This window comes from Aliiroseovarius sp. (assembly GCF_965228805.1).
Taxonomy (GTDB): domain Bacteria; phylum Pseudomonadota; class Alphaproteobacteria; order Rhodobacterales; family Rhodobacteraceae; genus JASBTN01.
Map to the genome: position 1 here is coordinate 1104415 of NZ_CBDDIE010000003.1, position 19536 is coordinate 1123950.

The following is a 19536-nucleotide window of genomic DNA, read 5'->3' on the forward strand; positions in this document are numbered from 1 at the left end:
GGGCCTTCTACGCCTATCACGAGGCGAACGGAAAAAGGGGCTTCGACATGGCCAATCACCTCTACAAACGCGACCTGCCGGATGGGCTGGACCTAGGGCCCGTGGTGGCCATCGACTGTGAGACCATGGGGCTGAACCCGCATCGCGACCGTCTGTGCGTCGTGCAAATGTCGGGCGGCGACGGCAATGCGCATCTGGTGCAGGTCGAGAAGGGCCAGACCTCGGCCCCGAACCTGGAACGCATGCTGACCGACCCGAATGTGCTGAAACTGTTCCATTTCGGCCGTTTTGACATTGCCGCACTGCTGAACGCTTTCGGCGTGGTCACGGCCCCGGTCTATTGCACCAAGATCGCCTCGAAACTGGTGCGCACCTATACGGATCGGCACGGGCTGAAGAACCTCTTGGACCAGCTGTTGAAGGTGGATATTTCCAAGCAGCAGCAGATGAGCGACTGGGGCGCCCCCGAGCTGACCGCGGCGCAACTGGACTATGCCGCGTCGGACGTTCTGTACCTGCATCAGCTGCGCGAGAAGCTGAACGTGCTGCTGGAGCGCGAAGGCCGGTCCGAAATAGCACAGAGCTGCTTCGACTTCCTGCCGACCCGCGCGAAGCTTGATCTGGCGGGCTGGCCCGAGGTGGACATCTTCGCGCATTGATCCGCGCACCCATTGGAAAAGCGCCACGGGGTGTTACATATCCTGCGAAAGGCAGGTCGATGGCCACTTATGACAATACATATTCGCGCGTGGTTGCGTGGTTGAAGGTGCTGTTGCCAGTGATCGCACTGGTGCTGCTTTCGACCATGTTCCTGATCTCGCGCACCATCGACCCCAGCCGCGCGATCCCCTTTGCCAATGTTGACGTGGAAGGCATGGTACGCGATCAGCGCATTTCGGCCCCGTCCTTTTCCGGCGTGACCGAGGATGGCGCCGCCCTGTCTATCACCGCCGAAACCGCACGCCCCCTGCCCGACAATGCCGACGGGATGAGCGCCGAGGCGCTGACCGCTCGGATCGAGACGCCGGACGGCGCGCAGGTGGATATCGAGGCGGCAGAGGCCCTTGTGGACGGGGCCACGAGCCTCCTGACCCTGTCCGGGGGCGTGGTCGTGACCACCTCGACCGACTACCGGATCGAGGCGGCTGGGTTGATCACCAAAATGGATCGGGCCGAGATGGAAAGTGACGGCGCCGTGCAGGCCACCGGGCCGCTCGGAACGCTGGACGCGGGACAGGCCCGCATTGCACCGGCAGATGGGGACGCTTCGACCTATCTTCTGGTTTTCAAGGATGGGGTGAAGCTGGTATATGTGCCGAAAGGTCCGGGGGATCGGTGATTTGAAACATCTTCTTGCAATCGTGATGACCGTTTTGCTGGCCGTGCCGGCGTTCGCCCAAGGTGCGCAGATCGCCTTTGGCGGGCTCAAACACGACAGCTCTCTGCCGATCGAAATCACCGCCGAACAGCTGGCCGTGGATCAGTCCGACGGCTCGGCCACCTTTACTGGTGACGTTCTGATCGGCCAGGGCGAAATGCGCCTGTCCGCCGCCAAGGTGCGCGTCGAATATGTGACCGGACAGGGATCGACCGGCGAGATTTCCAAGCTGCATGCCACCGGCGGCGTGACTCTGGTCAATGGCGCCGAAGCGGCCGAAGCGGCCGAGGCGATCTATACCGTGACCAGCGGCGTGGTGGTGATGACAGGCAGCGTGATCCTGACCCAAGGGCAGAACGCCCTATCCGGCGATCGGCTGACCGTCGATCTGACCTCCGGCACCGGCCAGATGGACGGGCGCGTCAAGACGATCCTGCAGCCCGGGGGGCAGTAATGGCAGATCGTCCCGACCTCAGCGTCGCCGAGGGCGACGCGGGCCTGCGCGTTACCGGCTTGCGCAAGAGCTACCGCAAAAAGCCGGTGATCCTCGACTTCTCGATGGAGCTGAACCGGGGTGAGGTCGTCGCGCTGCTGGGCCCGAACGGATCGGGCAAGACCACCACCTTCTATTCCATCGCCGGGCTGGTCACGCCCGAAGCGGGGCAGGTGATGATCGACGGGCGCGACGTAACGCTTCTGCCGATGTATCGCCGCGCCAAGTTCGGCATCGGATATCTGCCGCAGGAAATGAGCGTCTTTCGCGGGCTGAATGTAGAAGACAATATCCTTGCCATCCTCGAGGTGGCCGAGCGGGATCGGCACAAGCGTCGCGAACGGCTGGAAGAGCTCTTGAGCGAGTTTTCCATTGGCCACCTGCGCCGCGCACCTGCCCTGGCCTTGTCGGGCGGTGAACGACGCCGGGTGGAAATCGCCCGCTGCCTGGCCGCAAACCCGAAATACCTGCTGCTGGACGAGCCCTTCGCAGGCGTCGATCCGATTGCCGTGGGGGAAATCAGAACCCTGGTCCATGACCTCAAGGATCGCGGCATCGGCGTCTTGATCACCGACCACAATGTGCGCGAAACGCTCGAGATCGTCGACCGCGCCTATATCCTGCATGACGGCCGCGTGCTGATGAGCGGGACCACGGACGAGGTGGTGCGCGACGAGAATGTGCGCCGGGTCTACCTGGGCCAGAATTTCAAGATTTCGTAAGGCGGTGTCATTGACATTCCCCCCCGACTCGTCGCCAAATGAGGTTAATGCATGAACAAGCCTTTTCCCGTTCGTGCCATGGCCCAATGGCCATGCACCAGGCGCTCCCGAACTTCTCGGGACGGTCTGGAAACTCAATCAGAAAACGGATAGGACGCCCCGGTGACCCATGATGGGTCGGCGGTTAGCCTGACTTGCTAACTCAAGAGGAGACAGGATGCAGTATCAAATCAGCGGCAAACAGATCGAGATCGGTCAAGCCCTTCAGACCCATGTAAAGAACGAGCTGGGCGACGTGGTGGCGAAATACGCCGAACGTCCGACCGATGCGCAGGTGATCTTCTCGAAAAGCGCCCATGAGTTCGTGTGCGAGACTGTCGTGCACCTGTCGACCGGCCTGACTGCGCAGGCCAAGGCCCATTCGACCGAGATCTACGCCGCTTTCGACGGTTGCACCGAAAAAATGGAAAAACAGCTGCGCCGTTACAAGCGCCGGTTGAAAGATCACCACAAGGATCGTGTCGACCCGGTTGAAGTCTTCGGCGGGGCCTCGTATATCCTCGCGGCAGAAGAAGGTCATGACGAGGCTGTCGACGCCACGCTGAACCCGATGATCATCGCCGAGATGGAAACCCGTATTCCGTCGTTGTCGGTTGGTGAAGCGGTGATGCAGATGGAGCTGGCCCACGCCCCCGTCCTGGTCTTCCGCAACGAGAAAACGGAAGGCGTGAACGTCGTGTATCGCCGCGAAGACGGCAATATCGGCTGGATCGACCCGAAGGACGCGTAAGCGCCAGAGGCCACAGGCTCCTATACGGGCCGCAAGGACAACGAGATGGAACTTTCGGACATTCTTCGGCCCGAGGCCGTGAAAGTCATGGGCACGGCCACGTCGAAAAAGCGCCTGTTTCAGGAGCTGGGCGACATGGTGGCTGCCAGCCATGGCATTGACGGCGCAGCGGCTTTTGCCGCTTTGCAGGAACGTGAAAACCTGGGGCCCACCGGTGTGGGCCACGGGGTCGCCCTGCCCCATGCGCGTATCGAGGGTATCAACGAGGTGATCGGTGCCTTCATCCGTGTCGAGAAGCCCTTCGACTTCGATGCGGTGGACAAGCAGCCAGTTGACCTGATCTTCGCGCTCTTCGCACCGGAAGGGTCCGGGGTCGAGCATCTGAAAGCGCTGGCGCTGGTCTCGCGCACCATGCGTGACAGCGCGGTCTGCGGCAAGCTGCGCGCCAATGGCGATGCGACCACGCTGCACGCGCTGCTGACCGAATCACAGAACACCCAGGCCGCCTGAGGCAGACCTCAAATTCTCGGAATTTCCGCTCCGGTTTCTTCAAGAAAACCGGACAGCTCTTTCTATTTTCCCCAGGGACCGAAGCCGAACATCATGTAGTCGCGCTGATAGACTCCGCGCACGGCGGCCTCGATTTCCTTGTCATAGATGTCTTCCAACGCATGGGGCCGGTCGGGTTCTGTCGCGGGCAGCACAGGCATGTCCAGCCCAATCTCGGCCATCAGGTTCGACAGCCCCGCCTCAAGCTGATCTTCACGCAGCACGTGGTCGGGCAGCATGAACTGGCCGAATCCCTGCATCACCGCCGATTGCGAGGCCCAGGAGGCATCCACGCGAATCCCGCTCTGCCCGGTCTGGTTCTTCTTCACGAAGTCGATGAAACCCAGAAACGCCGCGTGATGCGCGCGGCGGTCCCAGTCGTCGCCGGGCAGATGTTCGGGCAGGGGCACGTCGTAATTGTCGCGCAGGGCGGATTTGATCTCCCAGAAGGTCTCGGGCCCGTCTTGCAGGAAATGCTTGCAGAAGGTCGCGTGCAGACGGGCTACCGGATGGCGCAGCACGGTAAAGGTGCGGTGTCCCTTGTGCTGGCGTTTCCACTGGCGCAGGGATTTCTGCGTAAAACCGGCCTCGACCTCGCCAAAACCTTCCATCCAGCCACGCAGGCGGTCCTCGGGCCCGCCCTTGATCGGCAGGTAGATCAGCGGCGCATCGCCCGCGCGCAGATAGGTCGGAACCGCCGGGGCGCGACGCGGTTCAAAATTCGGCACGCGGCCCAGGTCGAACAGGTCGACCTTCGCCACCGTCTCGACCAGCTCGTCATAGTTGCGCACCTTGTCGGCGATCGGCTCCGGGTTCTGTTTCTTGAACTTTCCAGCAAACTCGGTGATTTCGTGCGTTTCACCCAGGAACTTCGCCAACCCGTTCAGACACTCCAGATCTTGCGTTTCCTCATAGTCGATGAAAAACGCCGTTTGCCCGGTCTTCTGCAGCCGGTTCTTGATCTTCAGCTGAAACGCCTTGTGGGTGTCAAAGACCGTCAGAAACTCGTCAGGATCAAAACGCACACGGACCTTGCGGGCATCCTTCACATCGTTCAGCGCCCATTGGTTGGTGGCCCGGGCAATGCAGCGGCTGACATAGCTGTCCACCTGATTGCGCGTCAGGATGACCTTGGCGCAGCGCGGATTGTCGATCACACCTTCAAAGACTCGCGGATCGTGGTCGTGAAAGAACCGAAACCCGGGCATGCCCGGCGCGTGTTCGATCATCCGATCGATCAACATCATGGGATCGGCATCGCGCATCTTGGCGGTGACGCCGAACAGCTCCTTCAGGTTGGGTTTGACCAGGAAATGCGGGTTGAACGCTTCGCCATAGCATTTCAGCCCGGGAAACTGGTCCAGGTTGCTCTCGAGGAAGTTCGAACCCGTGCGCATCTCGGCAAAGATGATGAAGTAGTCGTATTTACGGGCCATGCTCTATTTCACCAGATAGGGTTTGCGTGTCTTACGCGGGTTGTTCACCGGGTCAGCGCCAGCGGGGAAATCCCCCATCAGATGCGGCTGCATGCCCTGGTTCTTGAGGTTCTGCAGGAACTGTCCGAATCCGTCCAGGTTCACCATCTTCGGCGCCTCGGCCAGGCGATGTGGGCTGCGCGCACCGATCTCGTCGATGATGGTCTGCAGGGGCTCCATCGGGTTGTCCACGAATTCCGCCATGGTCCAGATCCGCACCCGCGCCTTCGAATAGAAGCTGCGTAGCACGTCGATATGTTCCGCCTCGATCTTCTGCAGCCGGGCCGCCTCGCGCCGGATGTCCGAGAAATTGCGGTTCGAGTTGAACAGAGGCACCGCCCAGGCGCCCGAGATCACGCTGATCTGTGCATTCGGATCCTTGGCGATGAACCAGTTGAGCGCCTGATTGTCGCGCGGACCGAATTGGAAACATTGCCGTTCGCCGCGCGTGTTCCAAATCAACGAGGTCAGGAAAGCCTGCGGATTGTAATCACGCACAGCCGCGCTGTCGGTCAACGCGCCAGAGAATACCGTCTGGTTACCGGCAAACTTTACCCCCTCCGGCGCAAAAAGATGCCCATGCACCCGCGCACCCACCATGCGGTTGAGCCAGAGATCGAAATCCTCGAACAGCTCGGAAAACCCCTCGAACACCGAATACTGTGCGCAGGTGGTGCCGTTTTCCCAACCGTCATTCGGGTAACGGCTCTGCATCACCAGGCCCGGGCGGCCCTTGGTGCGCCGTTCCACCGCTTTCGAGAAGATGCGGTCAATCTTGCCCGGGTTCGGCTCCGCCCCGCTCATCAGCTTGGCGGCATTGGACAGGAACCCGTCATAAAGCTTGTCCGCATGGGGCCAGATCTTGCGCGCGACAAAACAGTCGGAGCGGCGCAGAAGCTGCAGGTGATCGTCATAGAAGATGTGCGGTTTGCCCTGGAAATCGAACTTCGACAGGGTCAGCGAACGGCTTTCGATATTGGTGGAATAGAGCCTTACCAGGGTCTGGTAGTAGCTCTCGTCGGGGATCCAGACCCGCTTGAAATAGCGATCATAGGCCTGTCGCTCAGGGTCTTCCAGGATCGCCGACAGGGTCTGGCGGGTCAGGCACCACCACTGGCTGCCCAGGTGCGGCACGATCCCGGCAGGGATCTTGCGCTTGAAGCGGATGCGGCGCTGGAAACTCACGTAGCGATCGAACAGCCAGCGGCTTCGTTTCCACGAGAAGGGAAAGCGCAGGGTAAAACGCTCGGCATCCAGCCCGCCGACCGTCCAGGGCACATCCTCGGTCGTCACGCTTTCGATGAAGTTCGTCATTGGCCGTTCGGCAAGGTAGTCAATCAGATCTTCGACCGGCCTGAGCGGCAGACACGACCCCGAGGCCAGGAAAACGTGGCGCACGTTGTCGAAATTGCGCAGCATGACCTCCGACGCGGTCTGGCTGGCGGCGACCAGCGACCAGGTGCCCCATTCGCAGCGATGACGGCCACAGAATTTCACGTTGTCCAGGTCGGACATGTCGCTGACGAACTTTGAATAGGTTGCGCGTTTGACCCGCTTGTCGACATGGATCACCACCGGGCAGCCGTGCGTGGCCCAATGTCGCGCCACCTGTTCGGCACGGTCGAACGCCTCGTGGACCAGCATCACCACACCGACCGTCATGCCCAGTTCCCCTTGGACATGAGGCCCAGGATCTCCAGCTGGCGCCAGTTGATGTACTTCTCGCTCCACTTGCACCAGAGGTCCGGGTCGTCCTTCAGATGTTGGTGATAGGCGCGGTATTCATGACTGCCGGCATAGTGCTGCTTGCGTTCCAGCTCCTCGGCGGCCTTGACGGTGAACGTGTCCAGGAACTTGGCATGCAGCAGACAGCCCGAGGCCTTTTCGCCCCCCCATTCGTCATAGACCAGGTTCAGCCCACGCGGCAGAACCATGTGGGTGGAGCTGACATAGGTATAGGCCTTGTCCCATTTCACCAATGGGATCTTGTTCAATGCGGGTGCCCGTTCGGGGTTGTCATAGAAGAACGCCCGCGTCCGCGGCCCGCCCTGAATCCAGAGGTTGCCGAACTTGCTGTTCTTTTCGACCGTGTAATTGCCGCTGTCGAACCAACAGGCGATCTCGAACGGGTCCTGACCTTCGCGATAGGGCTGCGCATCCAGCGGACCCTTGGGATACATGTCCAAGAGCATCGCGCCGAAGCTCTTGATCGAGGACGCATCCAGCCAATCGGTCAGTGCGCGCAGGGGGCGGGTGTCGCAGAACGGGTAGACCAGGAATTCATCCGGATCGACCACCAGACACCAGTGGCCATCGGCGTATTTGCGTTGCAGCCAATTGAGCCAATCGACCCCGAACCGCGAGCGCTTGTAGCTGGCCTCGGTGGTCCAGAGCGACACGTCGGGCTGATCCAGCAGATACTGACGCGAGCCGTCATCGCTGTCATTGTCCACGATCAGGAAATGATTCACCCCCATGTCGCGGTAGTATTTCAGGAAATACGGCAGGCGGATGCGTTCGTTTCTGAGCGTCGAGAAGACCAGGATATCCTTGGGTTTGATCCCTGCGGTGCGATCCACCATCTCGACCAATTCCCGACGCTTGCGAAAGGCGCGGATGCGCCATCGCTTGCGTTGCAGCCTCAGCCGATATGACCTCCACGCGCCCAACCGTATCCCTTTTCCGCAATCGGCACCCGCATGGTCCCCCTTCGGCCTATCACGTCACCTTTAAGACAAGGTTGAAATGATCCTGCCATGTGGGAAGCTCTGCCGCCTCTTGCCTCGCCTCGTTACCAATCGTCAAACCGGTTATGATTTTCGCCCAAGAATACATATCGCGTGCATCCGCGTAAATGGCCTTGTTTCCAAGGATTTCGCGATAGACGGGCAGGTCATTTACAACCGCGGGCGTGCCCAATGCGAGCGCCTCGGCGGGGGGCAGGCCGAAGCCCTCGGCCAGCGACGGAAACAGCAGCGCCCGGGCGCCCTGCACAAGGGCCGCGACCTCACCGTCATCGAGCCCATTCAGCTCGGTCACATGGGCCGGGTTTTCATCCAGGCGAGCAAAGACCTCGGCGTTGTTCCAGCCCCGGCTGCCAATGATCAGCAGCTCGGGCGGGGCCTCCATCTCCTGCACCAACTGGTCCCAGGCGGTGAGCAGCAGAAGGTGGTTCTTGCGCGGCTCGATCGTGCCCAGGGTGACGAAATAGGGGGCACCTGGCGTGATTGGTGCCCTGGTCGGCTGGGGCGGAATTGTCCCTAGATGCGCAACAATACCCTCCGGCACACGCCCCCATTCCGCAAAATACCGCTCCGCATCCGCCCGGCTCTGCGCGCTGTTGTAGATCACCAGGTCGGCCAGCTCGGACACGCGACGCATGCGGGCGCGAAAATCCTCGACCGTGCCAGGGCGTTGATATTGTGGGAAATCCAACGGGATCATGTCATGGATCAGCACGGTGGCGGTGCCGCCAACCGCATGGAACGCGTCGAACACGTGACGTTGCAAGTTCGAATGCCCTACGTTCAGCCAAGTGGGGTTCGCGGGCAGGCGGCGTCTCAACATCGCACGCAACCCGCCACGCCCGGCACGCGCCAGGCAAAGGCGCCGCAGATCGCTTTCCGCCGCGCGTTTCGCCCCCGAGGCTTTCAGGAACAGTCGTGACAGCAGGTCCGGCAGGCCCCAGGGCGTGGCTTCGGTCAGCCGATCCCACAAACCCTGCACTCCGCCCCGGTCCAGCAGGACAAACCCCATGCTGGTACGCACCAGACCAAACAGGGGATCATCAAGAGCCAACAAAGCCTGCACATAAGCGGCCTCGACCCGGTCCACCCCGGTCCAGGGTCCGCGCCCCACGCGCGAGACGAGGCGGGACAGATCCAGACATCTGGCCCGTCCTTGCTCCGTCCCGGATCCGCCGGTCATCAGGGTTACTCGGCAGCCTTGGTCAAGCTGACCATGTCTTCGAGATACGAGGTGAACTCGTCCCGCAACTCGGGCCGGGCCATGCCGAAGGCGACGGTGGCTTGCAGGAAGCCCGCCTTCGAACCGCAGTCGAACCGCTGACCCCGGAAGCGGTAGCCATAGACGTCGCGGTCCTGGTTGATCTCCTCGGCAATCGCGTCGGTCAGCTGGATTTCCCCACCGGCGCCAGATTTCATGCGGTTGAGGCTCTGCAACACCTTCGGCGTCAGGATATAGCGGCCGATCACCGCCAGGTTCGACGGCGCCTCGTCCGCCGGGGGCTTTTCGACCATGCCCTGCACCGACACCATCGTGCCCATGTCTTCCTTCACATCCAACACGCCGTAGGCCGAGGCCTTTTCCTTGGGCACTTCCATCGCCGCGACCATGCAGCCGCCGGTATCCTCATAGGCTTCGACCATCTGCTGCAGGCAGGGCTTTTCCGCCGCGATCACGTCGTCGGGCAGGATCACCGCGAAGGGTTCGTTATTGTTGATCAGTCGGCGGGCACACCAGACCGCGTGGCCCAGGCCCAGTGCCTTGTGCTGGCGGATATACGCAATCGCGCCGCTGTCCATATTGGTGTCCTTCAACACCTCCAACAGCTCGTCCTTGTTCTTCTTGCGCAGCTCCTGTTCCAGGACCGGCGAATTGTCGAAGTAATCCTCAAGCGCGCCCTTGCCGCGCGAGGTGACGAAGATGAACTCCTTGATCCCGGCCGCGCGCGCCTCGTCGATCGCGTATTGGATCAACGGGCGATCCACCAGGGTCATGATTTCCTTCGGAATGCTCTTGGTCGCCGGAAGAAACCGCGTTCCCAACCCAGCGACGGGGAAGACGGCTTTCGTCACTTTGCGTTTCATGTTGTCCCACCTCTTAAACGACCGCCGGGATGGCGTCCTGGTTACACCCGGAATTCTACCCGATCCTGCGGCATTCTGCTTTCGTTTTTCCTAACGCTAATTGGGCGCACTTGTCACGTCACCGCGTGGCGTTAACCTTTTTGCCGAGTGGCGCAGCCCGGCAACACGTTTCCACTCTCTTGCCACGCGAGCGTGAAACCCTCTGAGTTGAAAGGTTTTTTCACCGCGCTCGGCCCGTCCGAAGATGCCGCCACGCTGCTCCCAATACCCGTCTGGATGGAAGCGCAGGTGGTGAAACAGCGTGGTCGGAGACAGCAGGAAAAGGGTCACCAACTTGCCCTCTTTGGCCAGCGCGCGCGCCTGTGCACGCAGGGCCCGGCGCTGATGAAACCGGCCCGACAGGTGCAATGATTCTGCCGTTGGTCCTGTGCAAAACGCCACAAAGGGCGGCGCGATATCCGGCAGCGGCGAAAGCGGTTCGATGGGCCGCGCCAGCCCTTCGACCCAGCCTGCGCGCAGGCTGGCCAGCAGGCGGTTCACATCACGCGGTTCGCAATTGCCTGCGACCATATGGCCCAGCAAGCGGCGACGCTGTCGATCCTCCAAGGCAGCCAACGCGCCCCAGGGATCGCGTTCGGGCGCATGTTTGCGCAGAAATAGGGCCGAAGAGGCGCCAATCTCATGCAGCGATTTGGGCATGCGATCCGCCCCGCGCCGCACAGACGGCGCGTAGCCATGATGCACCTGCGCCATGGGCACGATGGCGGTGACCTGACCGGACAGGCGCAGGTTCACGTCGGTCTCATCCAAGTAAAAGCGAAAACCGGGATCAAATCCGCCGATCTTGGCCAGCGTATCCCGTCTAAAGGCGCAGTTGGTGCCCTCGGTCTTGATCCCGTGGCCGGGCTTGGCGGCGAACAGCTGCGGCGCATCACCCTCCAACTCCAACGGCGTTGGCGCACCCAGCGCATCGACGGTATTACCCCGCCATTGAAAGGAAATCCCGTTGCGCCCGCGCACATAGCCCCCGGCGGCCACGACGCGCGGGTCGTCAAAGGGTGCGGTGAGGTGGTCAAGCCAGCTCGGTTCCGGCACGCTGTCGTCGTCAATGAAGGCCACCAGCTCGCCCGACGCCAGGGTCAAGCCCCGGTTGCGCGCGGCGGAGATATTGAGCTCGTCAAATTCCGACAGTTTCACCGGCAGGCCGGTGGCGCGCACGGCTTTGGCCCCCTCCAGGTCGGCCACAACGATGACTTCGAAGTTCGGGTGGGTGAGCTGTGACAGACCGGTCAGGCAGCGGGTCAGCAGGGCCGGGCGGCCGTGGCTGACGACGATGACCGAGACCGGCGCATGTGACACTATTCCACCCCCATTGCCGCCAGCATCGCCTCGATCCGGGGCACATCTTCGGGGTTGTTCAGCTCCCAGAACTGGCGCCCGCGCGCATCCACTTCGACACATTGCACCGGGCGGTCGCGTTCCAGGAACCTGAGCTGTTCCAACCCCTCCAGCTCTTCCAGACTGCCCGGTTCCCACAGCGGATAAGCGGCCAGCGCGGCGGGGCGATAGGCATAGACGCCGACATGGTGAAACACCGGGGTCATCTCGTGATCCGGCCAACCGTGGGTGGTGTAGGGGATGACTTCCTTGGAGAAATAGAGCGCCTTGCCTTCGGCCCCGAAGGCCGCCGTCGTGCCACCAACGCGGCCCGCCTTGCGGTCTTCCAAGAAGCCCGACAGTGCACGGCCATCACAGCGCAGCACCGGCGTGGCGACTTCGGCTGTCGGGTGGGCATCCAGTGCCTCGACCAACGACTCGACAAACCAGGGGGGGGTCAGCGGCGCATCGCCTTGCAGGTTCACGACGATGTCGAAGCCACCGCCCAGCGCATCCAGCGCCTCGGCGCAACGTTCGGTGCCGTTTTGACATTTGGACGAGGTCATCACGACCTCCGCCCCGAAAGCCTCCGCCCGGTTGCGAATGCGGGTGTCATCGGTCGCCACCACCACGCGATCCACCCCACGCACGGCCTGGGCGGCCTCCCACGAGCGGCGGATCAGCGGTTTCGACACCCCGCTCGCGCCACGAAGCTCGGCCAGGGCCTTACCCGGGTAGCGCACCGAGGCATAGCGGGCAGGAATGACGATGAGGGTGGACATCAGGCCTCTTTCAGATCGACCCCGGGCGCATAGGCGATGAAGAAGGGGTTTTCATAGATCGGTTTGCCATAGGTCAGCGGTGTGTGGTCGTCGAAGCGAACCACGTCGCCGCCCGCGCCCTTCAGCACGGCATGACCGGCGGCGGTGTCCCATTCCATGGTGCGGCCGACACGCGGGTACAGGTCCGCTTCGCCGGTGGCGACCAGGCAGAACTTCAGGCTGGACCCCGCCGATTTCGAATCCTTCACCTTGTATTTGTTGATGTAATCCTCGGTCGCCTGATCGCGGTGCGATTTAGAGGCGACGATGAACAGAGCCTCATTGTCGGGGGTCGAGACCTTGATCTCCTTGACCGCGCCCATGGTGGATTTGTCGAAAGGCCCGGCCTCTTCCACGGTGGACCCATCCGCGCGGGTAAAGAACATGCGACCCTTGGCAGGGGCGTAGACCACGCCACGGATCGGCGTGCCGTCGACCACGTAGGCGATGTTCACGGTGAAATCGCCGCGGCGGTGGATGAACTCCTTGGTGCCGTCCAGCGGGTCGACGATCAGGAATTCATTGGCCGATGCGCCATGGCTGTCCGCCTGCTCCTCGGTTACCAGAAGCACGTCTGGGAACTCGGCCCGCAGACCGGCCGAGATCAGTGCATCGGCGGCCTCGTCAGCGGCGGTAACCGGGCTGTCGTCGGACTTGGATTTCACCTCGAAATCGTCGGAGTTGTAGATCTCCATGATCACGTCACCGGCTTCCAGGGCCAGGCGGCGCATCACGGTTTCAAGTTTCGCAAAATCCATGTCAGGGGCTCCTTCGGCGCCGCTCGCGCGCGTGAGTTGATTACAGAATTCAGCCCCCTTATGCTGTGCGCGTAAGGGAACGGCAAGAATTCCCTGCAAATACTGTCGAGAGCAGGCAAGAGGCGGAGCGATGTTCCAGGCCGACACAAGAACTCGTACGACGACGCAAAGCGCGCTGGGCATCCTCGAGGTGATCTATTACGCGACCGCGCGCAGCGTGCGCAAAAGCCATCCGAACGCCATCGTCGGATTGGCAATCAACATGTTGCAGACCATGACCTTGGTCTTTGTCTTCTACATCATGTTCACCTTCCTCGGCCTGCGCGGCGTGGCGATACGCGGCGATTTCATGGTCTACATCATGTCAGGGATCTTCCTGTTCATGACCCAGAACAAGGCGATGGGGGCCGTGGTCGGGTCCGAAGGCCCCGCCAGCCCGATGATGCAGCACGCGCCGATGTCGACCTTCGTGTCGATCGTGTCGAACGCTCTGGGTACGCTTTATATCCAGGTCCTGTCCGTGGTTCTGGTGCTGTTCATCTACAATGCCATGACCGGTTCGGTCGAAATCAACGATCCCGTTGGCGCCTTTTCCATGCTTCTGCTGGCCTGGTTCGTCGGCGTATCCGTGGGCATGTGTTTCCTGGCGCTGAAACCCTGGTTTCCGCAGTTCGTGTCGATTGCCTCGACCATCTACATGCGGGCAAACATGCTGGCCTCGGGCAAGATGTTCCTGGCCAATACACTGCCGTTCTTCATTCTGAAGATGTTCGACTGGAACCCGCTGTTTCACGTGATCGACCAGGCGCGGGGGTTCGCCTTCATCAACTACAACCCGCACTATTCGAACACGACCTATCCACTGATCCTGGCCAGCGTGCTGTTGGTCATCGGCTTCATGGGCGAAAGCTATACCCGTCAGCATGCGTCGATCTCCTGGGGTGCACGGCGATGAGGTGGCTTTGGGCGCTGGCGATTACCCTGTTGCCCGCGCTTGGTTGGGCACAGAGCTATCCGGCCACCCATTCGGTCACCGGCGTTGCGGCCGACGATGTTCTGAACATCCGCCCGACACCCGGCACCTCCGGCACGCCGATCGGAGCCTTGGCGCCGCACGCAGTCGGGGTCGAGGTCATCCGCGTGACCGAAGACGAACGCTGGGGGCTGATCAACGCAGGCGAGGGCTCCGGCTGGATCGCAATGCGGTTTCTTGAGCGCGACGGGGTGCACGAGGACTTTCCTATCCCAGCGAGCTGTTTTGGGACCGAACCCTTCTGGACCATCGACCTGGACGCCAGCGGCACGGTCACGGTGACTTCGATGGACGGGGATGCGATTTTCATGGCCGTGCAGACACGCCTTCAGGCGACGGGGCGGCTGGACCGCTACAGCCTGGTGGCCAGCAACCCCGACATGACCCTGCACGCGGTGATCGGACGGCAATCCTGCAACGATGGCATGTCAGATAGGGAATATGGGCTGAGCATGGATGCGGTATTGCACGACCCAACGGGCTACCGCCATTGGGCGGGCTGCTGTTCACTGCGGAACTGACGGCGCTAATCCACCACCCGCATGGTCAGGTTGATCCGCCCGCCTTCCTTGAGCAGCGTGGAAGAACCAAAGCGGATGCGATCCACCCCGTGATGGGCCAGCCGCGCTTCACCGCCCAGCATCAGAACGTCACCCGATTCCAGCCAGACCGATTGCGTCTTGCCGCCGCGCTCCACCCCGCCAATGCGAAAGAGCCCTGCATCGCCAAGCGAGATCGACACGACGGGGTAGGAAAAATCCGCCTCGTCCCGGTCCTGATGCAGCCCCATGCGCGCATTTTCGCCGTAGAAATTGACCAGACAGCAGTCCGGCGCGCATTCGTTCCCCGCGATGGCGTTCCAGACATCCAGCACGCACTCCGGGATCGGCGGCCAGTCCACGCCCGACGGGTGGCGCCGCTCGTACCGATACCCACGCCGGTCCGAGTACCAGCCATAGCGCCCGCAGGAGGTCATGCGAACGGACATCGGCTTGCCCCAACGCGTTTCTGGCGAGAACAGAGGCGCCGCCGCCACGACCTTGCGCAGGGCAGCAACCATCTCTGTTTGCGCTCCCATGTCCAAGCCCGCTTTCCAGACCTGCGCACCGCCAATCACCACATCCGGCGCGCCGAAAACCTTTCCCATCGGTAAAACCCCAATTTTGACTCGTTTTTTTGCCCCGCCCCCCTGTTTTGAATGCTTGCAGGGCGCTTTTTGCCTACTTATATACGCCGAGACGCCGGGTTCGGACATTCCGAAACCGGCTTGAAATCTGGGATCAAGGGCCGGTGCTTGCCAAGGCCGGTTCCTTCAACATCGCCTATGAGAGGATTTTGAGCATGGCCAAAGTCATCGGTATCGACCTCGGGACCACCAACTCCTGTGTCGCCATCATGGACGGCTCGCAGCCGCGAGTCATCGAGAACTCGGAAGGGGCGCGCACGACCCCCTCCATCGTCGCCTTCAAGGACGACGAGCGCCTGGTCGGCCAGCCGGCCAAACGCCAGGCCGTCACCAACCCGGACAACACCGTCTTCGCCGTGAAGCGCCTGATCGGCCGCGCGATGAACGACCCGGCTGTCGAGAAAGACAAGAAGCTGGTGCCCTACGCCATCGTCGATGGCGGCAACGGCGACGCCTGGGTCGAAGCGGCTGGTGAGAAATACAGCCCCAGCCAGATCTCGGCCTTCATCCTCGGCAAGATGAAAGAAACCGCTGAAAGCTACCTGGGCGAAGACGTCACCCAGGCCGTCATCACGGTTCCCGCCTATTTCAACGACGCCCAGCGTCAGGCCACCAAGGACGCGGGCAAGATCGCGGGCCTGGAAGTTCTGCGCATCATCAACGAACCGACTGCCGCCGCGCTGGCCTACGGTCTGGACAAGGCCGACACGCAGACCATCGCCGTCTATGACCTTGGTGGTGGTACCTTCGACGTGACCATCCTGGAAATCGACGACGGCCTGTTCGAGGTCAAATCGACCAACGGCGACACCTTCCTGGGTGGCGAAGACTTCGACATGCGCATCGTCCAGTACCTGGTCGATGAGTTCAAAAAGGAAAACCAGGTCGATCTGTCCAAGGACAAGATGGCTCTGCAGCGCCTGAAAGAGGCCGCCGAGAAAGCCAAGATCGAACTGTCGAGCTCCTCGCAGACCGAGATCAACCAGCCCTTCATCTCGATGGGTTCGGACGGCGCGCCGCTGCACATGGTCATGAAGCTGACCCGCGCCAAGCTGGAAACCCTGGTCGGCGACCTGATCAAAGCCTCTCTGAAGCCCTGCCAGGCCGCGCTGAAGGATGCCGGCCTGTCGAAGGACGACATCGACGAGGTGGTCCTGGTCGGCGGCATGACCCGCATGCCCAAGGTGATCGCCGAGGTGACCAAGTTCTTCGGCAAAGAGCCGCACAAGGGTGTGAACCCGGACGAAGTTGTCGCCATGGGCGCCGCCATCCAGGCCGGCGTTCTGCAAGGTGACGTCAAGGACGTGGTTCTGCTGGACGTGACCCCGCTGTCGCTGGGCATCGAGACGCTGGGCGGCGTGTTCACCCGCCTGATCGATCGCAACACGACGATCCCGACCAAGAAGAGCCAGATCTTCTCGACCGCCGAGGACAACCAGAATGCCGTGACCCTGCGCGTGTTCCAGGGTGAACGTGAAATGGCCGCGGACAACAAGATCCTGGGTCAGTTCAACCTCGAAGACATCCCGCCCGCCCCGCGCGGCCTGCCGCAGATCGAGGTCACCTTCGACATCGACGCCAACGGCATCGTGTCGGTCGGCGCCAAGGACAAGGGCACCGGCAAGGAACAGTCGATCACGATCCAGGCCTCGGGCGGTCTGTCCGACGAGGACATCGACGCGATGGTCAAGGACGCCGAAGCCAACGCCGAGGCCGACAAGGAGCGCAAGGAACTGGTCGAAGCCAAGAACCAGGCCGAAAGCCTCATCCACTCGACCGAAAAGTCGATGGAAGAGCACTCCGACAAGGTCGACCCGACCACCATCGAAGCGATCGAGCTGGCCATCGCCGCCCTGAAGGACGAGATGGACAGCGAGAATGCCGAGAAGATCAAGTCGGGCATCCAGAACGTGACCGAAGCGGCCATGAAACTGGGTGAAGCCATCTACAAGGCACAGCAGGAAGAGGCCGCCGGTGAGGCCCCCGAGGCCGACGCCGCTGCCGACGAGCCGCGCGGTGTGGATGACGACATCGTCGACGCCGATTTCGAAGATCTGGACGACGACAAGCGCTAAGTCCGGGTCCGGTCGGACCCTTTCGCGGCCGGCCCCGATGATCGGGCCGGTCGCATGCGTTTCCTAGGGACACAATACTGATGGCAAAACGCGATTATTACGAGGTGTTGGGCGTCGCCAAGGGCGCCTCGGCGGACGAGATCAAGAAGGGCTATCGCAAGAAAGCGAAGGAACTTCACCCCGACCGCAACGCCGACAACCCGGATGCCGAGGCCCAGTTCAAGGAAGCGAACGAGGCCTATGACGTCCTGAAGGATGCCGACAAGAAGGCAGCCTATGACCGTTACGGCCATGCGGCCTTCGAAGGCGGCATGGGCGGCGGTGGCCACCCGGGTGGCGGTTTCCGCGGCCAGGGCGATTTCGCCAGCGCATTCTCGGACGTGTTTGACGATTTGTTCGGCGATTTCATGGGCGGCGGGCAACGTGGCGGCGGACAACGCGCCGCGCGCGGTTCCGACTTGCGCTACAATCTGCGCATCACCCTGGAAGAAGCCTATGCAGGGCTGCAGAAGACGATCAATGTGCCCACCTCGGTGGCCTGTGAGGAGTGCAACGGCACCGGCGCCGAAAGCGGCGCAGAGCCAACCATGTGTCCGACCTGTTCGGGCATGGGCAAGGTTCGCGCGCAGCAGGGCTTCTTTACCGTCGAACGCACCTGCCCGACCTGTCAGGGCCTGGGCCAGATCATCAAGAACCCTTGCAAGTCCTGCCATGGCGCTGGTCGGGTCGAGAAAGACCGCTCGCTGGCCGTGAACATCCCCGCCGGTGTCGAAACCGGCACCCGCATCCGCCTGGCAGGTGAGGGTGAGGCTGGGATGCGGGGCGGTCCCGCAGGCGACCTATATATCTTCATCGAGGTTCAGGACCACGCGCTCTTTGATCGTGAAAGCATCCACCTGCACTGCCGTGTGCCGGTCGCCATGACCACCGCCGCCCTGGGTGGCGAGGTCGAGGTGCCGACGATCGATGGCGGGCGGAGCCGCGTCAAGATCCCGGCCGGTTCGCAAAACGGACGCCAGATGCGCCTGCGCGGCAAGGGCATGCCCGCCCTGCGCGGCGGCGGCCAGGGCGACATGTATATCGAGCTGGGCGTCGAAACCCCGGTCAATCTGAGCTCCAAGCAGAAAGAACTGCTGCGGGAATTCGAGACCCTGGGCGAAGAGAACAACCCGGAAAGTTCGAATTTCTTCTCGAAGGTGAAGAGCTTCTGGGACGGGATGAAAGGTTAACAGTTAACCTTTGATTTACCATTCGCATGCAAGGGTCGAGTCATGATGACTCGGCCCTTTTCCTTTGGCGAAATGCCCCAGAGCCTGTTCGACACGGACGAGGCACCGGTCGTGCCGGTCACGAAGGACGGGAAAGGGCAGCTGCCCTCCTACATCAAGGACCACCGCAAACGCCTGCGCGAACGCTTCATGGTTGGCGGCGCGGCTGCGATGCCGGATTACGAGGTGCTGGAACTGGTCCTGTTCCGCGCCATTCCACGCCAGGACGTGAAACCGCTGGCACGGCTGCTTCTGGAAACCTTCAAGGATTTCAACGGTGTGCTATCGGCCCCCGCCGAACGGCTGCGCCAGGTCAAGGGCGTGGGTGATGCGGTGGTGCAAGAATTGAAGATCGTCGAAGCTGCGGCCCATCGGCTGGCCCGCGCAAAGGTGATGCAGAAACACGTTGTTTCGTCCTGGGATGCGCTGCTGGACTACTGCCACACCACCATGGCCCATCGCGAGACGGAACAGTTCCGCGTGTTGTTCCTGGACCGAAAGAACGTGCTGATCGCCGATGAGGAACAGGCCCAGGGCACGGTGGATCACGTGCCGGTCTACCCGCGCGAGGTGGTGAAACGCGCGCTGGAGCTGAATGCCTCCGCCATCATCCTGGTGCACAACCACCCGTCCGGCGATCCGACCCCATCCGATAGCGACATTACCATGACCCAACAGGTCGAAGATGCCGCCCGCGCGTTGGGTCTGACGCTGCATGACCACCTGATCATCGGCAAGTCGCGCGAACTCAGCTTTCGCGCGCAGGGCTATCTGTAGGCCCG

Annotated in this window: 20 protein-coding genes; 11 read left to right on the top strand and 9 right to left on the bottom strand. The window is 61.9% G+C overall.

The features are described 5' to 3' along the window. Window positions 1–47 precede the first annotated feature (47 nt). From ACO07D_RS06715 to ACO07D_RS06740, 6 genes are all read left to right on the top strand, one after another. A complete protein-coding gene (locus ACO07D_RS06715; protein ID WP_421702188.1) occupies window positions 48–659 on the top strand; it encodes a ribonuclease D in 612 nt (203 codons plus the stop codon). A gap of 59 nt (window positions 660–718) precedes the next feature. Next, window positions 719–1339 (top strand): LPS export ABC transporter periplasmic protein LptC, encoded by a 621-nt coding sequence (lptC, locus tag ACO07D_RS06720; RefSeq protein ID WP_421702189.1) that lies wholly within the window; start codon window positions 719–721, stop codon window positions 1337–1339. 25 nt (window positions 1340–1364) lie between these two features. Then, entirely contained in the window at window positions 1365–1832 is a 468-nt protein-coding gene (gene lptA, locus ACO07D_RS06725) for a lipopolysaccharide transport periplasmic protein LptA (RefSeq protein ID WP_421702190.1), read from the top strand. Beyond that, a complete protein-coding gene (lptB, locus tag ACO07D_RS06730) occupies window positions 1832–2593 on the top strand; it encodes an LPS export ABC transporter ATP-binding protein (RefSeq protein ID WP_421702191.1) in 762 nt (253 codons plus the stop codon). Before lptA ends, lptB begins: the two co-directional genes overlap by 1 nt. A 217-nt stretch (window positions 2594–2810) precedes the next feature. Then, complete coding sequence (gene hpf, locus ACO07D_RS06735; RefSeq protein ID WP_421702192.1) at window positions 2811–3383, top strand: ribosome hibernation-promoting factor, HPF/YfiA family; 573 nt, start codon at window positions 2811–2813, stop codon at window positions 3381–3383. Window positions 3384–3428: 45 nt separating this feature from the next. Next, window positions 3429–3893: a PTS sugar transporter subunit IIA gene (locus ACO07D_RS06740; RefSeq protein WP_421702193.1), complete on the top strand. Its 465-nt coding sequence runs from the start codon at window positions 3429–3431 to the stop codon at window positions 3891–3893. Window positions 3894–3955: 62 nt separating this feature from the next. Here the strand turns inward: ACO07D_RS06740 and ACO07D_RS06745 are convergent, their stop codons facing one another. The 8 genes from ACO07D_RS06745 to cysQ form a co-directional block, all read right to left on the bottom strand. Next, window positions 3956–5368: a sulfotransferase family 2 domain-containing protein gene (locus ACO07D_RS06745; RefSeq protein WP_421702194.1), complete on the bottom strand. Its 1413-nt coding sequence runs from the start codon at window positions 5366–5368 to the stop codon at window positions 3956–3958. A gap of 3 nt (window positions 5369–5371) precedes the next feature. Continuing rightward, window positions 5372–7069: a beta-1,6-N-acetylglucosaminyltransferase gene (locus ACO07D_RS06750; RefSeq protein ID WP_421702195.1), complete on the bottom strand. Its 1698-nt coding sequence runs from the start codon at window positions 7067–7069 to the stop codon at window positions 5372–5374. Then, window positions 7066–8052, bottom strand: a complete 987-nt coding sequence (locus ACO07D_RS06755; RefSeq protein ID WP_421705003.1) for a glycosyltransferase family 2 protein — start codon at window positions 8050–8052, stop codon at window positions 7066–7068. The genes ACO07D_RS06750 and ACO07D_RS06755 overlap by 4 nt, the downstream gene beginning before the upstream one ends. A gap of 73 nt (window positions 8053–8125) precedes the next feature. Continuing rightward, window positions 8126–9334, bottom strand: a complete 1209-nt coding sequence (locus tag ACO07D_RS06760) for a glycosyltransferase family 4 protein (protein ID WP_421702196.1) — start codon at window positions 9332–9334, stop codon at window positions 8126–8128. Window positions 9335–9339: 5 nt separating this feature from the next. Further along, entirely contained in the window at window positions 9340–10236 is an 897-nt protein-coding gene (gene galU / locus ACO07D_RS06765) for a UTP--glucose-1-phosphate uridylyltransferase GalU (RefSeq protein ID WP_421702197.1), read from the bottom strand. A gap of 96 nt (window positions 10237–10332) precedes the next feature. Next, a complete protein-coding gene (locus tag ACO07D_RS06770) occupies window positions 10333–11595 on the bottom strand; it encodes a glycosyltransferase family 2 protein (RefSeq protein ID WP_421702198.1) in 1263 nt (420 codons plus the stop codon). Then, entirely contained in the window at window positions 11595–12395 is an 801-nt protein-coding gene (locus ACO07D_RS06775) for a 3-deoxy-manno-octulosonate cytidylyltransferase (protein WP_421702199.1), read from the bottom strand. The genes ACO07D_RS06770 and ACO07D_RS06775 overlap by 1 nt, the downstream gene beginning before the upstream one ends. After that, window positions 12395–13192 (bottom strand): 3'(2'),5'-bisphosphate nucleotidase CysQ, encoded by a 798-nt coding sequence (gene cysQ, locus ACO07D_RS06780; protein ID WP_421702200.1) that lies wholly within the window; start codon window positions 13190–13192, stop codon window positions 12395–12397. Before cysQ ends, ACO07D_RS06775 begins: the two co-directional genes overlap by 1 nt. Before the next feature lie 130 nt (window positions 13193–13322). Here cysQ and ACO07D_RS06785 point away from each other — a divergent pair, with 130 nt between their 5' ends. Then, window positions 13323–14147, top strand: a complete 825-nt coding sequence (locus ACO07D_RS06785) for an ABC transporter permease (RefSeq protein ID WP_421702201.1) — start codon at window positions 13323–13325, stop codon at window positions 14145–14147. Next, complete coding sequence (locus ACO07D_RS06790; RefSeq protein ID WP_421702202.1) at window positions 14144–14746, top strand: peptide-binding protein; 603 nt, start codon at window positions 14144–14146, stop codon at window positions 14744–14746. The genes ACO07D_RS06785 and ACO07D_RS06790 overlap by 4 nt, the downstream gene beginning before the upstream one ends. Window positions 14747–14751: 5 nt before the next feature. Here the strand turns inward: ACO07D_RS06790 and ACO07D_RS06795 are convergent, their stop codons facing one another. After that, window positions 14752–15372 carry an alpha-ketoglutarate-dependent dioxygenase AlkB family protein gene (locus ACO07D_RS06795; protein WP_421702203.1) on the bottom strand — a complete coding sequence of 207 codons (621 nt, stop codon included), beginning with the start codon at window positions 15370–15372 and terminating at the stop codon, window positions 14752–14754. A gap of 194 nt (window positions 15373–15566) precedes the next feature. On the opposite strand from ACO07D_RS06795, the gene dnaK reads away from it, so the two are divergent. From dnaK to radC, 3 genes are all read left to right on the top strand, one after another. Continuing rightward, the gene (gene dnaK, locus ACO07D_RS06800; RefSeq protein ID WP_421702204.1) at window positions 15567–17486 is read left to right on the top strand and encodes a molecular chaperone DnaK; all 1920 of its coding nucleotides are present in this window, start codon (window positions 15567–15569) and stop codon (window positions 17484–17486) included. A gap of 80 nt (window positions 17487–17566) precedes the next feature. After that, the gene (gene dnaJ / locus ACO07D_RS06805) at window positions 17567–18715 is read left to right on the top strand and encodes a molecular chaperone DnaJ (RefSeq protein ID WP_421702205.1); all 1149 of its coding nucleotides are present in this window, start codon (window positions 17567–17569) and stop codon (window positions 18713–18715) included. Window positions 18716–18760: 45 nt separating this feature from the next. Beyond that, window positions 18761–19531, top strand: coding sequence for a RadC family protein (gene radC, locus ACO07D_RS06810; RefSeq protein WP_421705004.1), 771 nt, complete (start codon window positions 18761–18763; stop codon window positions 19529–19531). Window positions 19532–19536 lie beyond the last annotated feature (5 nt).

Coding starts and splice junctions, on each gene's coding strand:
- dnaJ (WP_421702205.1), top strand. CDS start 17,567: ATGGCAAAACGCGATTATTACGAGGTGTTGGGCGTCGCCAAGGGCGCC.
- galU (WP_421702197.1), bottom strand. CDS start 10,236: ATGAAACGCAAAGTGACGAAAGCCGTCTTCCCCGTCGCTGGGTTGGGA.
- dnaK (WP_421702204.1), top strand. CDS start 15,567: ATGGCCAAAGTCATCGGTATCGACCTCGGGACCACCAACTCCTGTGTC.
- ACO07D_RS06750 (WP_421702195.1), bottom strand. CDS start 7,069: ATGACGGTCGGTGTGGTGATGCTGGTCCACGAGGCGTTCGACCGTGCC.
- ACO07D_RS06795 (WP_421702203.1), bottom strand. CDS start 15,372: ATGGGAAAGGTTTTCGGCGCGCCGGATGTGGTGATTGGCGGTGCGCAG.
- lptA (WP_421702190.1), top strand. CDS start 1,365: ATGACCGTTTTGCTGGCCGTGCCGGCGTTCGCCCAAGGTGCGCAGATC.
- ACO07D_RS06740 (WP_421702193.1), top strand. CDS start 3,429: ATGGAACTTTCGGACATTCTTCGGCCCGAGGCCGTGAAAGTCATGGGC.
- cysQ (WP_421702200.1), bottom strand. CDS start 13,192: ATGGATTTTGCGAAACTTGAAACCGTGATGCGCCGCCTGGCCCTGGAA.
- lptB (WP_421702191.1), top strand. CDS start 1,832: ATGGCAGATCGTCCCGACCTCAGCGTCGCCGAGGGCGACGCGGGCCTG.
- ACO07D_RS06790 (WP_421702202.1), top strand. CDS start 14,144: ATGAGGTGGCTTTGGGCGCTGGCGATTACCCTGTTGCCCGCGCTTGGT.
- radC (WP_421705004.1), top strand. CDS start 18,761: ATGACTCGGCCCTTTTCCTTTGGCGAAATGCCCCAGAGCCTGTTCGAC.
- lptC (WP_421702189.1), top strand. CDS start 719: ATGGCCACTTATGACAATACATATTCGCGCGTGGTTGCGTGGTTGAAG.
- ACO07D_RS06775 (WP_421702199.1), bottom strand. CDS start 12,395: ATGTCCACCCTCATCGTCATTCCTGCCCGCTATGCCTCGGTGCGCTAC.
- ACO07D_RS06760 (WP_421702196.1), bottom strand. CDS start 9,334: ATGACCGGCGGATCCGGGACGGAGCAAGGACGGGCCAGATGTCTGGAT.
- ACO07D_RS06745 (WP_421702194.1), bottom strand. CDS start 5,368: ATGGCCCGTAAATACGACTACTTCATCATCTTTGCCGAGATGCGCACG.
- hpf (WP_421702192.1), top strand. CDS start 2,811: ATGCAGTATCAAATCAGCGGCAAACAGATCGAGATCGGTCAAGCCCTT.
- ACO07D_RS06785 (WP_421702201.1), top strand. CDS start 13,323: ATGTTCCAGGCCGACACAAGAACTCGTACGACGACGCAAAGCGCGCTG.
- ACO07D_RS06715 (WP_421702188.1), top strand. CDS start 48: ATGGCCAATCACCTCTACAAACGCGACCTGCCGGATGGGCTGGACCTA.